At 65.8% G+C, this 13,877-nt stretch carries 13 protein-coding genes; 8 read left to right on the forward strand and 5 right to left on the reverse strand.

Going from position 1 to position 13,877, the window contains the following annotated elements; genetic code table 11:
- The first annotated feature begins 62 nt into the window (after window positions 1–62).
- On the forward strand, window positions 63–629 hold the full coding sequence (locus RT655_RS02330; protein WP_313534779.1) for a sigma-70 family RNA polymerase sigma factor: 567 nt from the start codon (window positions 63–65) through the stop codon (window positions 627–629).
- Complete coding sequence (locus tag RT655_RS02335; RefSeq protein WP_313534780.1) at window positions 626–1,402, forward strand: anti-sigma factor; 777 nt, start codon at window positions 626–628, stop codon at window positions 1,400–1,402. The genes RT655_RS02330 and RT655_RS02335 overlap by 4 nt, the downstream gene beginning before the upstream one ends.
- Window positions 1,403–2,106: 704 nt before the next feature.
- Here the strand turns inward: RT655_RS02335 and RT655_RS02340 are convergent.
- On the reverse strand, window positions 2,107–2,739 hold the full coding sequence (locus RT655_RS02340; RefSeq protein ID WP_313536882.1) for a tyrosine-type recombinase/integrase: 633 nt from the start codon (window positions 2,737–2,739) through the stop codon (window positions 2,107–2,109).
- Window positions 2,740–3,191: 452 nt separating this feature from the next.
- Between RT655_RS02340 and RT655_RS02345 the strand changes: the two genes are divergently transcribed.
- The 5 genes from RT655_RS02345 to RT655_RS02365 all read left to right on the forward strand — a co-directional run bounded on the left by RT655_RS02345 (window position 3,192) and on the right by RT655_RS02365 (window position 8,450).
- Window positions 3,192–3,752: a DUF4402 domain-containing protein gene (locus RT655_RS02345; protein ID WP_313534781.1), complete on the forward strand. Its 561-nt coding sequence runs from the start codon at window positions 3,192–3,194 to the stop codon at window positions 3,750–3,752.
- A 55-nt stretch (window positions 3,753–3,807) separates the two neighbouring features.
- Entirely contained in the window at window positions 3,808–4,599 is a 792-nt protein-coding gene (locus tag RT655_RS02350) for a hypothetical protein (protein ID WP_313534782.1), read from the forward strand.
- 56 nt (window positions 4,600–4,655) lie between these two features.
- Complete coding sequence (locus RT655_RS02355; RefSeq protein ID WP_313534783.1) at window positions 4,656–7,265, forward strand: hypothetical protein; 2,610 nt, start codon at window positions 4,656–4,658, stop codon at window positions 7,263–7,265.
- A gap of 74 nt (window positions 7,266–7,339) precedes the next feature.
- Window positions 7,340–7,798: a hypothetical protein gene (locus tag RT655_RS02360; protein WP_313534784.1), complete on the forward strand. Its 459-nt coding sequence runs from the start codon at window positions 7,340–7,342 to the stop codon at window positions 7,796–7,798.
- Between the two features lie 139 nt (window positions 7,799–7,937).
- Window positions 7,938–8,450 carry a DUF4402 domain-containing protein gene (locus RT655_RS02365; RefSeq protein ID WP_313534785.1) on the forward strand — a complete coding sequence of 171 codons (513 nt, stop codon included), beginning with the start codon at window positions 7,938–7,940 and terminating at the stop codon, window positions 8,448–8,450.
- Window positions 8,451–8,879: 429 nt separating this feature from the next.
- Here the strand turns inward: RT655_RS02365 and RT655_RS02370 are convergent, their stop codons facing one another.
- Window positions 8,880–9,659 (reverse strand): alpha/beta fold hydrolase, encoded by a 780-nt coding sequence (locus tag RT655_RS02370; RefSeq protein ID WP_313534786.1) that lies wholly within the window; start codon window positions 9,657–9,659, stop codon window positions 8,880–8,882.
- Between the two features lie 125 nt (window positions 9,660–9,784).
- On the opposite strand from RT655_RS02370, the gene RT655_RS02375 reads away from it, so the two are divergent.
- Entirely contained in the window at window positions 9,785–10,684 is a 900-nt protein-coding gene (locus tag RT655_RS02375; RefSeq protein ID WP_313534787.1) for a LysR family transcriptional regulator, read from the forward strand.
- Window positions 10,685–10,865: 181 nt separating this feature from the next.
- Here the strand turns inward: RT655_RS02375 and RT655_RS02380 are convergent, their stop codons facing one another.
- The 3 genes from RT655_RS02380 to RT655_RS02390 form a co-directional block, all read right to left on the reverse strand.
- On the reverse strand, window positions 10,866–12,284 hold the full coding sequence (locus RT655_RS02380; RefSeq protein WP_313534788.1) for an ISNCY family transposase: 1,419 nt from the start codon (window positions 12,282–12,284) through the stop codon (window positions 10,866–10,868).
- A 188-nt stretch (window positions 12,285–12,472) separates the two neighbouring features.
- On the reverse strand, window positions 12,473–13,063 hold the full coding sequence (locus tag RT655_RS02385) for a TIGR02281 family clan AA aspartic protease (RefSeq protein ID WP_313534789.1): 591 nt from the start codon (window positions 13,061–13,063) through the stop codon (window positions 12,473–12,475).
- Window positions 13,064–13,083: 20 nt separating this feature from the next.
- The gene (locus tag RT655_RS02390; RefSeq protein WP_313536883.1) at window positions 13,084–13,854 is read right to left on the reverse strand and encodes an MBL fold metallo-hydrolase; all 771 of its coding nucleotides are present in this window, start codon (window positions 13,852–13,854) and stop codon (window positions 13,084–13,086) included.
- Window positions 13,855–13,877: the final 23 nt, after the last annotated feature.

A 13,877-nucleotide genomic window follows, 5' to 3' on the forward strand; every position in this document is an offset into this window, starting at 1 on the left:
TTGGACGATGCTGCCCCTGGAATATTCCCTGAGGACGCACGAAAAAATTAGACGATGGAATAATGGCGCGGGCCGAGCGTCTCCCCCGTATGATGGTTTCCATGTCGGTCAGCGAGCAGATGATCGCCGAAGTCCAGCCGCTGATCCCGGCGCTGCGGCGCTATGCGCGGGCGATACTGCGGCACCGCGAGGATGCGGACGATCTGGTGCAGGATGTGCTGGAGCGGGCGCTCGCCCGTTGGTCCAGCCGTCGGCGGGCCGCGAGCCTGCGCGCGTGGCTGTTTACCATCCTGCACAATCTTGCGCTCGATCGGCTGCGCCGCCGATCGAGGCGCGGCATCGACGCAACGATCGATTCCGTCCCCGAACAATGGCTGGCGCAGCCGGCTGCGCAGGAGCGGGCGATCGAGCAGCAGGATGTGCTCACCCAGCTTGCATCGCTCCCTGAGGACCAGCGTGCGGTGCTGCTGCTCGTGAGCGTGGAGGATTTGAGCTATGCCGAAGCGGCAGCGGTGCTCGATGTGCCGCTGGGGACCGTGATGTCGCGCCTTTCCCGAGCCCGCGAGCGGCTGCGCCGACAGATGGATCAGGGTGCGCCCGTCAACGCTGCACTGAGAGTGGTACGATGAGCGACGAGCCGATCACCGAAGCGGATCTTCAGGCGCATGTGGACGGCCGGCTGACGCCCGAGCGGGATGCCGCAGTGCGCGCCTGGCTTGCGGCGCACCCGGAAGAGGCGTCGCGTATCCAGGCCTATCGTTCACAGGCGATGGGGCTCCGGCAAGCGCTGAGCGGGATCGCTGACGAGCCTCTCCCGGCTGGACTGGACCTCCGCATGCGGGCGCGAGGGCGAGCGCCAAGGACGGCATTGCGGCCGATCGCCGCCGCCGCTTGTGCCGCAGGCCTGTTGTTGGCGGGCGGAGCGGGCGGCTGGGCGCTCCGCGGCCAGGATGTGCTGCCGCGGGCGGGAACCGCCGCGCTCGCGCGCGAGGCGGTCTCGAACTATGCCGTCTATGCCAGCGACACCGCCCGGCCGGTGGAGCTTGCTGCAGCGCAAAAAGGCGCGCTCGACAGCTGGTTCTCGCAACGTCTCGCCCGCCCGATCCGCGCGCCTGACCTTCAGGCTGCAGGCCTCACGCTGATTGGCGGACGGCTGGCCGCGACCGAACATGGCGCGGCGGCGCTCTATCTGTATCAGGATCGAGCGGGTCGCCGGCTGGCAGTGTATCTCCGCCCGATGGAAGTAGAGGGAACGGACCGAATGAAGCCCCGGCGGGAGGGAAGCGTCGCCGGATGGACCTGGGCAGATGACGGCCTGGGCTTCGGTGTCTTCGGAACCGCGCCTGATTCGGACCTTCATGGCGCGGCGAACATGGTTCGGTCGCAGCTTACCCGGCTCTAGATGCGGCAGCGAGCGTGATAGCCGCAGAGGCGGGGCCGAGCAGCTTCCTTGGCCGAGCAACGGCAGGCCCATTATGATGCCATTCGCGGTGCCTCCTTCGTACAGCGCTGCAAGATAGCGATCGAGCAGGTGAGGCCTGCGGTACGCGCCTCTAGCTCGCGCTCACCCCGCGGATGCTCATCTCCGGCAACATCCGGCGGATCGCCACAGGGCCTCCGACGTTCCAAAGCAGCACGTCGTTGCAGGTCTTGTCGCTGTGGAGTTACACGTGGCAGCGGACCGCAGACGGGCGCGGCCGGGTTTATCAGCCGCGCGACCGGTTCCACGGTTCAATCGCTTGTCGGGTGGACGCTCTGCTGGGCGACGCTCGGGGTCGTAACCAGGCCTTCTTCGACCGCGCCGGGATCAGCGGGAAGAGCTACTTCACCGCCGCCTAACGCCACATCACAGGCTCACCCAAGACGATCTATCAAAAATTTCAGTCAAATCGATCCATTGTAACGAATGTCGGCATTCTCAGCCTCGTCACCCAAAACCTTCCAGTCGTCTCCCGGCCCAATCTCCGTCGTTCTACGGTGCGGATCGGACAGACCCCGGATGTCGACTTCTGACAAGACCTGCCGTTCGACAGATCGCTGGAAAACGGCGAAAATGTCCCAAAGCACGGTGAAGAGGCCCCTCGCCGGTGGCGAGGGGCCGATTGGTCAGATTTCGGTGTTCTCAGCGAGAGCAAGCGCGTCTTCCACGTCAATCCCGAGATAGCGCACCGTATTCTCGATCTTGCTATGTCCGAGAAGGATCTGGACGGCACGAAGGTTGCCGGTCGCCCTGTATATGATCGAAGCCTTCGTTCGGCGAAGCGAGTGCGTGCCATACTCGCTTCGCATCAGACCGACGCCGGTCACCCATTCATCGACAAGCCGTGCATACTGGCGGGTGCTGAGATGCCCATTATGATCAATCCTGCTGGGAAAGACATAATCGTCCACTGCGCCGCCCCGCCGTTCAAGCCACGCCAGCAGGCTGGTCCGAGCGTCTGGAAGCAATTCGAACTGAACCGGCCGACCGGTTTTCTGTTGCATCACGATCGCACGCGTTCGGATCTGCCCGCCGCTGACAACGTCGCGGATCTTCATCTGTACCAGGTCGCAGCCCCGCAGTTTGCTATCGATCGCCAGGTCGAACAGCGCCCGATCTCGCAAGCGGCGGCGCTGATTGAGGTAAAATCGGATCTCCCATATTTGCTTCGGTTTCAGCGCGCGTTTCGCGCCGACGGTCCGTCCGGCATTCCAGACTGGGCGCTTTGTCGCGGTGGGTTCGATTTCAGGCATCTCCATGATCATTCTCCGATGGCCAGAGTGGCCGTCCGAAGAACGCTTTGGCGCCTGATGAGCAGGAATGCCTCGAGGCACTTGCCGACCAGAGCCGGTCGCTCAGATCAGCAACCGCGAATGTCTTGTCCTGACAGAAGCCGCCGATGGAACGCTCGAGAGCGACCGTCGGAAGGCGCCCAATTCCAGACACTAGCGGGCCTCGGCTGGCTTCCCAAAAACAGACGCAGGCGGACGAGCTCGGATCGGCGCTATGGCCGGCCTAAGGCGGCGGCTCACTACTTGAGCGGCTTGTCACGATGGAAAGAATAGCCGTTCCACGAAGGCAAACCAAGTGTGGACCTAAACCACCTCAAGGTTGCATCGAAAGACAAATTGTTTCTGATTCGCAACGGATATTAGTAGAAATACGTACCAAGTCACCATCTCCGCAAACCTCTATAAGTGCATTGGGGAAGATGAAATTCACCAATCCTCCCAGTGGCTTTGTGGAGATAGTGAAAATGTTTGCACGCGTGATGTTCTGTGTTTCGGCAATGTTGCTGCCGGCTTCAGTAATGGCGCAGACTTCTGCTTCGGGCACGGGCTCGCTAACGGTCATTCAGCCGCTGACAATCACCAAGAACGCAGACTTGCAGTTCGGCAGCGTCGTTCGCCCCGTCTCGGCCGCCGGCGCAGTTGCAGTCGCTGTGACGGGCGCCCGCACGGTCACGGGCGATATTCAGGCGCTGGCGTCGGGCGACACCCCGCAGGCCGCGCGCTTCACCATCTCGGGTGAGGGCGGCCATGCCCTTTCGGTGACGATCCCGGCGTCGTTCACCCTGGCTAACGGATCGCAGTCGCTGGTCGTGAACACCAGCAACAACCTCACCGGCGCCCTCAGCGCGCAGACGCTCAGCGGCACCGCGGGCGGCGCGGGCACGCTGGACGTGCGCGTCGGCGGCACGGTCGCACTTGCCACCACCACGCCGGCGGGGCTCTACACGGGCGCTTTCACCGTTTCGACGGCGTACAACTAAGATGTCCGCCATTCCCGGGGTGCTCCGGCGGACCGGCTTCGCCATAGTCGCGTCCATGTTTATCGCGGCGGCACCGGCGGCGGCGCAGGCCGGCAATCTGGGCCTGTCGCACCACCGCGTCGTGTTCGACGGCACGTCGCGAACGGCCACGATCTACCTGTTCAATCGCGGCAGCGTACCCGCCGCGTTCCGGATCGACCTGATCGACATGACCATGTCCAGCGACGGCGTCATCCGACCGGTGGCTGCCGATGCGCCCGCACCCGAGCATTCGGCGCGCGACGTGCTGGAATTCACACCGCGGCGGGTCCAGCTCGGTCCCCAGCAGAGCCAGGCGGTGCGGATCCGGGTGCGTCCGCCCGAAGCGTCGGGCGAGTTGCGCAGCCATCTGGCGATCACGGCCCTGCCTGCGGTCGACGCAGCACCAGCGATCGCGCGCCTCGACAATGGCGTGGCGAACGGCGTCGCGGTGCAGATCTCGACGCTGTTCAGCGTCAGCATCCCGATCGTAGTGCGCACCAACGCCAAGGCTGCCTCCGCCCATATCGACAAGCTTCAGGTCCATCGCAGCGGCCGCACGTCCGCGGGCGCGATGCTCAGCTTCGAGCTGGTTCGCGACGGACCGGGCTCGGTGTATGGCGATGTCGAGCTGGTTTCCGGCCGCGGGCGGGACCAGCGCGTGCTCGGCAGCATGCGGGGCATCGCGCTCTATCCCGAGACCGATCACCGCACGATCCAGCTGGCTGCGCCCGCGGTGACGCCCGGGCAGGCCGCGCGGCTGGTGTTCAGCAACCGCGAAGCGCCTGCCTCGATTGAGGTCGCTTCGGCGAACCTCATCATCCCGTGAAACCCGCCCGAGCGGCCGGATGCGGGCTGCTCCTCGCCACGATCAGTGCGCCTGCAATGGCTAGCGCGCAGGCGAGCGGCCCGGCAGGCATGACCGCCTGCCCGTCGGAGGACATGCTCCTCTGGCTCGAGGTCCGCACCGAGACCGATCTCCTCGCCGAGACGATGGACGCCTATGCGGGGCCGGGCGGCACGCTGCTGCCGCTCGGCCAGTTTGCGCGCATCCTCGATCTGGGGATCGTCGTCGCCGCTGATGGCCGGCATGCGAGCGGTTCGATAGACCCGCGGACGCGGATCACCGTCGATCTCGATGCGGGCACCGCGCAGGTGGGCACGGCCAAAGTCGCGCTCGGCCTTGGGGCGTGCGTGCGCAAGGGCGACATCTATCTCGCCGCGGAGACGATGGAGAAGCTGCTGCCGGTGCGCCTGCGGGTGGCCGCCGAAGCGCAGCTGTTGCAGGTGACCCCGACGGGCACGCTCCCGCTGGTCCGCAACCGCCAGGTCGCGGAGCGGCGCGCAGCCCTTTCGCAGTTGGCGCCTGCCGAAAGTTCGGTGCTGGCCAGCGATCCCTATCGGGCGTTCAGCGTGCCGGCGGTGGAAGTGAATGCCGGACAGCGCTTCGGCAGCGGGGATGTGCTGCAATCCCGCTGGCTGGGCGTGCGCGCGGCGGGAGATCTCGCCTTTGCCGGCTTTCGCGGCTTTGTCGGCCTCGACTCCGCCGGGGCGACCAACGTCCAGCTCACCCTGGAGCGCACCAGCGCGGAGAATCGCGCGCTCGGCATTCTCGGCGGCAGCCGGGTCGCGGTCGGTGATGTGGCGACGCCCGATGTGCAGCTCGGCGCGCGCAGCGTTGCGGGCCGCGGCATCTTCTACTCCTCGGCGCCGCTGCAGCCCTTCGACTTCTCGCACCCGCTCGTCCTCGAAGGCGATGTGGCGGACGGCGAGCAGATCGAAGTCTATGTCGATGGCACCCTCCGCGCGGCCCGCGCCGCGGCGAGCGGCGGCCGTTATCGCTTCGACAATCTGTCGCTCGGGATCGGCGATCACCAGGTCCGCATCCTGTTCTACGGCCCGCAGGGGCAGGTGCGCGAGGAGGTCCGGTCGTTCCAGCTGGGGTCGGGGCTGCTCCAGCCGGGGCAGACGGCGGTGCGCTTCAGCGTGGTCCAGCCCGAGCGGCCGCTGCTGCGGATGGAGGACGGCCCCTGGCCCCGCACGGGCGATGCCCTGCGCGTCGTCGCCCTGGTCGATCGCGGCCTGAGCCGCAGGATCACGGCGCATGCCGGCCTTACGCGGTTCCGCCCCTGGTACGGGCAGGAGCGCCTTGCCGGGTCCGCCGGGATCAAGGCGATGCTGGCGGGCGCGGCGCTGGACGGCGTGATCGGCCTGGACAGCCGGGGCGGGCGTGCCGCCAGCCTGTTGGTGGGATCGCGGATCCGGGGGATCAGCGTGCGGGCACTGCACGCCGAATATGCCGGCGGTTTCGTCGACGAAACCCGTGATCCCATGTCCGGCGGCGTGCCGCTGCGGCGGGCGACCGAGGCGCAGATCGATCTGGCCGCCCCCCTGCCGGGGGGGCGACGCATGCCGATAGCGTTCGATATCCGGCGGATCGAGCAGCAGGACGGGGCACGCCGAATCGAAGCCAATGCGCGCGCGGCCGGCATGATCGGCGCCACCTATGTCAACGTGATGCTCAGCCGGCAGGGCTGGGGCGGCAGCATTGCGGGTGCCCAGCACCTGGCCTCGGTCGAGACATCGACACCGCTTGCCCCGGCGCTCCAGTTCCGCACCGGCCTGGCGTATCGGATCACCGGTCGGCCCGGCATCGAGAGCGCCTATGTGTCGACGCAGGTCGCGACGCCGCAGGGCGACCTGCAGGTCATCCTGTCACGGCAAGGCGGAACGCCGTCCCGGCTTCGGCTGGACGCCTCCTATCGCCATCGCTTCCGGCGCTTCGATCTGACGACGGCGGGCGGGTACGATGTTCGGACGCGCAGCTGGCGGGCCGCGTTGCAGGTCACCTTCGCCTTTGCGCCGACCGCGCGGCAAAGCTATGGCCTCGCGCCGTCGAGCGTGGCGATCAGCGGCCGCGCAGCGATCCGCACCTTCCTCGATGCCAATGGGGACGGCCGTTGGGAGCCGGGCGAGAAACCGGTGGCCGGGGTCCAGGTCTACACCCCGGCGGGTACCGTGAGCACCGATGCGCAGGGCCGGGTGCTGGCGGAAGACCTTGGCGATACGCTGCCCGTCCAGCTTCGGATCGACGCATCGCAGAGCAGCGAGCTGTACCTTGCCGAGATGCCAGGCGCGATCCGGCTCGTGCCGCGCCGCGGCCGGACGACGCCGCTGGAGATCCCGTTGCGTGCCGCCGGCGAAGTGGAAGCGAGGCTGGAAATGGCCACGGCAGACGGCGCCCAGCCGCTCAGCGCGGTGATGCTGGAACTGGTGGCCGAACAGGACGGCACGTCCTTTCCGGCGCGGACCGACAATCTGGGGACGGCGATGTTCGGCGGCATCCCAGCCGGCCGCTACCGGTTGCGGATCCTCCCCGCCCAAGCCTCGCAATTGCATCTGGCGTTGCAGGCCCCGGAACTGGTGGAGATCCCCGCGCACGGCGGCTTCCTGCGGATGAAACCTCTTCTGGCCCATCGGGTTGAAGACGAATGATGCGACGTTCGAGGATGTCGTGCGGGCTTGCCCCATCGTTGCTCGGCCTCGCAGCAACCCCTGCCGCTGCCGAGGTGACCGTGACCCTGCCGGCCGCGACCACGCCTGCGCTCGGCGAGATCGTGGCGGGGACGATGCCGACGGTGTTTCGCATCGGGATGGACGGTTCGGTGACGCGGATCTCCGGCGACGCGGTCCGCCTGAGCGCCGCGCCGGTAACGCCGCCGACGATGCGGCTGACCTGCGGCCTGCTCAACCTGGCCAGCCTCTGCCTCGTCCGCAACATCCGCATCACCATGGCGCCCCAGGCGAGCGGCACGATCGCGTCGCTGACCATGTTCCATATCGGGTCGGTGGCGGGCACCACCTTCAGCGGCGGGGCGCCGGCGGATGCGAGCACGATGAACTTCCAGCTCAACCCGATGGGGCTCGGCAACGTCGTCGTCATCCAATTCGGGATGGATATCACCGTGGCAGCCGGGCAGCGGGGTGCCACCGTGACCCGCTACACCGTGAACGCCGATTTCGTCTGAGGCTGCGGAGGCGGTCCTTTGGGACAGGTCTCCGCATAAACCATTTTCACGCAGGCATTTGTAACCGGCGCGCGTCTATCGCGTTTCTCGTGGTCGCAGGCAGACCGAACATCGGCTGCCATCATAACGAGAACAATAGATGGTCCTACGCAAAGCATGCGCGGCGCTCGCGCTACTCCTACCGCATTTCGCGATGGCGCAGGTCGCCGAGACGGCAATGGGATCGCTGACGATCGTGCAGCCGCTCACCATCACCAAGGATGCGGACCTTCGCTTCGGCAGCATCGTGAAGCCACCGAGCAGCGGGTCCGTCGCGATCTCCACGGCCGGCGCGCGGAGCGTTACCGACGGTGTACAGGCACTGAGTGCCGGCGACACGCCGCAAGCGGCGAGGTTTACCGTCACGGGCGCGGGCGGCCGTGCGCTGTCGATCCAGATCCCCCCTTCGATCGTCCTCAGCAGCGGGAGCCATGCGCTGCTCGTCACCACGACGAGCACTCTTACCGGTCCACTGGCAACCCAGGTGCTCAGCGGCACGTCCGACACGTCCGGGACGCTGGAAGTCCGTGTGGGCGGCAGCGTTGCCCTCGCCAGCACCACCGAGCCCGGAACCTATACGGGCGTGCTGACGGTATCGGCGGCATATAACTGAGGGCGCCCCGCACAAGCGCAAGTCGTTGGTTGCAGTGACAGTAATTTTTCCAATCGGATGCTGAGTTGCTTGCCGCCATGCCGTCAAATCACGACCATGCCGGATGCCCGGTTATCACCCGACTGGTTGCCCAAACTGCGGGACATGCGTCTGCCTCTCGCCGGCATCGAACACGAACAGGTCCACGGAGCGCCGCGTCGATGTCGGCTAATAAGAATTGCTGCCATTCGAGGTGACGACCCGGAACGGCAGATTTGTCCCAGGCCTCGCCATTCCAAGCTTCGTCGCCGGAGATGAACAAACGGCAGGTTTCGGTTTCCATAAATGCGACGCTGACCGACGTGGATTGGACGGAAACCGACGCTCAATTTTTTGACCGACGGCCGCCACCGGGCGCTTACCGTTAGCGCAGAGGCAAATCTCTGGGCCTCAACGCAAGTGATCGACGAAGCCCGCAATCAGCGTCGCGAGAGCCGCGGGTGCTTCCAGCGGGGACAGATGCCCCGCATTCGGCAGGATATGAAGCGTCGCATGTGGGATACGCGGCAGCAATTCGGCCTCCAGCGTCGCGGGTGTGTCGATGCGATCAAGCGCACCGCTGATAACTAGGGTCGGCACGTCGATCCGGTGTACCAACGCCGTGATGTCTTCCAGGCTCGTCGCGCCAGGCCAAGCCTTCTTCGCCTGCGGCGCACCGCGCAGGCTGTCGGCAATCACCTGGGCGCGATCTACCGGAGAAAGCGGGCTTCCGGCGAGGACCTGATCGATCGTTGCCTCCACGCTGCTGCGGGAATCATAGGCGCTCGCCATCATCTCTCGGGCGAGATCGGGCAAGACGATCGGCGTCGGCGGCGCGGGTGCGACGAGGACGAGGCCGATCAGCGCGTCCGGGCGCTGCGCCGCGATCCACTGGGCCACCTTGCCGCCCATCGAGTGTCCGATGAGGACATAGCGCTTGAGGCCAAGGGCGTCGATCACGCCCAGCGCGTCCGCGGCGAGATCTGCCAGCGCATATCGGCTTTGCGGTGCATCGGAGTCTCCCCATCCGCGATGGTCTGTCGCCACGATGCGGTAGGCGGGGGCGAGCTTTGCCGCGACGTGGCGCCACGTCCGAGCCGAGCCGCCCCAATAATGAAGAAAGACCAGCGCCGGCTCGCCGTCGCCCTGGACCTCGACGTTGATGTGGATGCCGTTGGATGCGACCTTCATGGATGTGCCTTCATCTTGTTGCTGCGGCGCCTTGCCGCCCTCAACGATGTATGGCCTATCTGAATCTTCTATAATCCATCAATTTCTATCATCAGCTAATAACAATTAGATAGGATCGTTGCCTGATGGATCGGCTTGCCAGCATGGGCGTATTCGTCGCCGCTGCGGAGGAGGGCAGCCTGATCGCTGCAGCGCGGCGCCTTGGACTGTCCGCCTCGATGGCAGGCAAGCACATTGCGGCCCTCGAGGCCGACCTTGGCGTGCGCCTCCTGCAGCGAACCACCCGCAGCTTGGCGCTGACCGAGGCCGGGCGCGCCTATTACGATCGGAGCAAGCGGATACTGGAAGCGTACGAAGATGCGCGACGCGAAGCCTCGGACGCGAGGGAGACGGTCCGCGGCGTGCTCCGTGTCGCTGCGCCGGTCACCTTCGGCGAGATGCACCTGAGCGGGGCCGTCGGACGCTATATGGCCCTGCACCCCGAGCTGTCGATCGAGGTGATGCTAGACGATCGGTATGCCGATCTGCTGGCGGAAGGCATCGATGTCGCGATCCGGATCGGTCAGCTCCGCGACTCCGATCTGGTCGCGCGTCGTCTCGCACCGTGTAAGATGGTCTTCTGCGCGTCACCAGACTGTATCGAGCGGCACGCGCTTCTACCAACCATCGAGGCGGTGCGGCGTGCGCCCCGGCTGGTGTTCAGCGACGCGGTGTCCAAGGACGACTGGACCATCGCTTCCTCCGATGGGGGGCGACATCGGATCGACGGACCCGTTCGAATGCGGGCGAACAACATGAAGATGCTGCTCGCCGCCGCACGCGCCGGCCTCGGCATCACCTACGGGCCTAGCTTCGTCTTCGACGAAGATCTCGCCTTCGGCAGATTGGTATCGCTACTGCCGGGCAGCGAGACCGCAGATCTGGCGATCCATGCCGTCTACCCCACCAGTCGATATGTCACGCTGAAGGTCAGGAGCTTCGTTGATCATCTGGCAGAGGAATTCCGCGACGGGTTTCGGGTGTGAGAACAAGGCTGCCCGCCAGAGACCGTCGTTTAGCAAGCCGTTTCGGGACGACCACTTCGTCCCATGCATCGTCATTCCAGGTTTCGCCGTCGAAGGTGAACAAACGGCAGGTGTCGAGTTCAGCAAATGCGACGCTGAACGAATTGGATTGGGCGGAAGCGGACCGGCAGTTTTTCCATCATCAGCGGACAGTCTGCTTTTCCCCGGCGGCGGTGTCCAGCTGACGCTTAACGCGGGGGAGGGGCGGTCTTCCCCGTCGCTTTGGGGGCTCGTTCCCCAATCGACCGTCATCCAGAGCCACGCGCGGCGTAGCGAAAACGCCCACCGACTGTGAGCTGCGAGCTGGCGCATTGTTGTTCCGCTGCCGGTGGTGCGGGTTGGCGCTCTGCAAGGCCTGCGCCATGGCAAGGGCCGCGCCAAGCCGCTTGTTCTCGACGATCTCGGCCTGGTTGACCCGCTGCATCTTGTCGTAGACCCGGTAGGGCAGGACGACCTCGCCGTGCCGCACCTCGATGCGCCCATCGGGGAATTCGCAAACGTGGACGCGCTTGCGGGCGAGCGTCCGCGTCAGCGGCGTCGGCTCCAGGATGAACATCGCCTTGTTGTAGTGGAGCGCCAGAGCGCCGGTGACGGAGCGCTCAACGCGCCAGACCATCTCGGCCCCCACATTCTCGTGCGGGGCAAGCGGCCGATGGGCGTCACGAGGATCCGCAGGTGGGCAGGCGAACTGAGCATTGTGGCGCAAGAGGTAAGAGGGGAGGAAGGTGTTGGCCTCTTCGATGGAGGAGACGCCTGCGAGCCGCATCGCTTTGACGAGGCGGTTCTGGAGAGTGCTGTTGGCCCGCTCGACTCGCCCCTTTGCTTGGGGCGAGTTGGCGCAGATGATCTCGACGCCGAGCCTGTCGAGCGCGCGGCCAAGGTGCGACATGCCGTCGCCGTCGGCGGTCGCGCGATTGTTCCGAAAGGCGCTGTGCTTGTCCGAATAGAAAGCGATCGGCTTGCCGTGCCGCTCGAGGTAGGTGCGTGTCGCCTGCAGGTAGGAGAGGGCACTCTCGCTCTCCGCCATCTCGAGGTGCATCAGTTCGCTGGTGGCATCGTCGATATAGACCAGGAGGCTGCAGCGTGGGCCGCGGCCCTCGAACCAGTCATGGTCCGAGCCGTCGACCTGGATGAGTTCGCCGCGGCGCTCGCGACGGTTGCGGGTCTGGTGGAGCCTGGCGCGCTTGGCAGCCTTGGCTCTCCAGAGGCCGGCGCCGATCATCAGCTGGCGCAGCGTCTCGTGCGACAGCGTGATGCCGTGGCGCTCGGCGAGATACTCGGCCGCGAGCGTCGGGCCGAAATCGGCATATCGCTCGCGAACGATGGCAACGACATCCTCGCGGAAGGCATCGCTGAACCGCCGATTGCTGGGGCGGCCTCGCTTCCGCGATACCAGGCCAGCAGCGCCGTCCGCGCGTAGCCGGCGGAGCAGCCGATATAGTTGACTGCGCTCCAGTCCAAGCAGCTCCATAGCCCGTGCCGGCCGAAGCTCGCCGCGCTCGAGCCGCATCAAGGTGTCGAACCGGTGGATCTCGGTATCGCTCATCGCCAGCACCGCCATCGCTGCACACCCTCATTGTCGAGGGCGCCCATGGACACGATCGCCTCAGCGAAGGCACGATTGTGCCATTTCTAATTTGCTGAGCTGTGCCATTTGTACGTTGCGCTTACACCGGTGAGCGCAAGGGCGGAACGATAATCTATATTATGTAAAGTTTATAGTCGCTGTAAAGGTGCCGCCGGGGTACATCACTCGGCTCGTTTGGGCGCTTTTGGCTCCAACACCAGCACATTGCCTTCGACGCGCCAACTATGGAGCCGCGACAGGAAATTCATCCCGAGCACATCGAGCTCCCCGAAATTCTGGGATACCACGACGCCCAGATCACGCATCGTCAACGGTCCGAGCGAAACCTCGGCGATCCGCGCCCGGCGCGCAGCCACGCTGCCATTGGCGGTCTCGATGATCGCAGGCAGGCCTTCGGACGTCTGGATGTCGGCCTGCTTGGCGGTTTGCTCTGAAATCGCTGTGATCGTCGCACCGCTGTCTATCAGCATACGGCGCTCGGCGCCGTTGAGCGTCACGCGCGCCCAGAAATGGCCATCCGGACTCATCCGGATGCGCACGGTGTCGCCTTCGACGCGCTGGTCCTCGAGGCCGAGCTTGGCACTCAGCGACGACCAGGCCGCCGCAAGTTCGTAACGATGGCCGACGGCGAACAGCACCAGCAGCACGATCGCCGCCCAGCCGAGCAGCGTCCGCAGCAGCAGCCCGAAGCCGATCCGCCGCGCCGACAGCGCGCTGACCACCAGCACCAGCGCGCCGATCATCCAGACCATGTTGACGCCATCGGCCCCGTTCACGCGTCCAGCTCCAGCCCGTCATAGCCCGGCTCGACGCCGTCGGGCAGCTCGGCGGCGAGTGTCGCATAGTCCATCGAGTGGTCCATGTGGACCAGCGCTGAACGCGTCGGGCGCAGTTCTTCGATCCAGCCCAGCACTTCGCTCAGGTGCGGATGCGTCGGGTGCGGCGCGCGGCGCAGCGCGTCGACTACCCAGATGTCCAGGCCGGCGTAGAGCTGCCGCATGTCGTCGGTCATTCCGTGAAAATCCGTGGCATGGCCGATGACCTTGCCACCGCTTTCGAAGCGCAGCCCGGCCGAGGTGATCCCGCCATGCGGCTGGTCGACGACGCGGACCGCGATGTCGCCGATCGTGAAGCTGTCCGGCATTGCCTCGATCGCAACCACCGGCGGGTAGAATTTTCCTAGCCCTTCAAAAATATAGTGGAACTTGCTCTGCAATTGTTCGAAGGTGAACTGCCGCGCCAGCCCGCGTACCGGCGTGCCGCTTCGTCCATGCATCACCTGGCGAAGATCGTCGATTCCGTGGCAATGGTCGGCGTGGTCGTGGGTCCAGAGGACCGCGTCGACATCGGATATCTGCGCCGCGATCAGCTGTTCGCGCATGTCCGGGCTGGTGTCGACCAACAGCGTCGTGGTTGCGCTGCGGACCAGCACCGAGGAACGTGTCCGCCGGTTGCGCGGCTCGTTCGGATCGCAGGCACCCCAGTCGGGACCGATGCGGGGCACGCCCGAGGACGTGCCCGAGCCAAGGATGCGGATGCTCAGCGCCAAGGGCAGGTCCCCTGCCC

The organism is Sphingomonas sp. (genome assembly GCF_032114135.1).
GTDB lineage: Bacteria > Pseudomonadota > Alphaproteobacteria > Sphingomonadales > Sphingomonadaceae > Sphingomonas.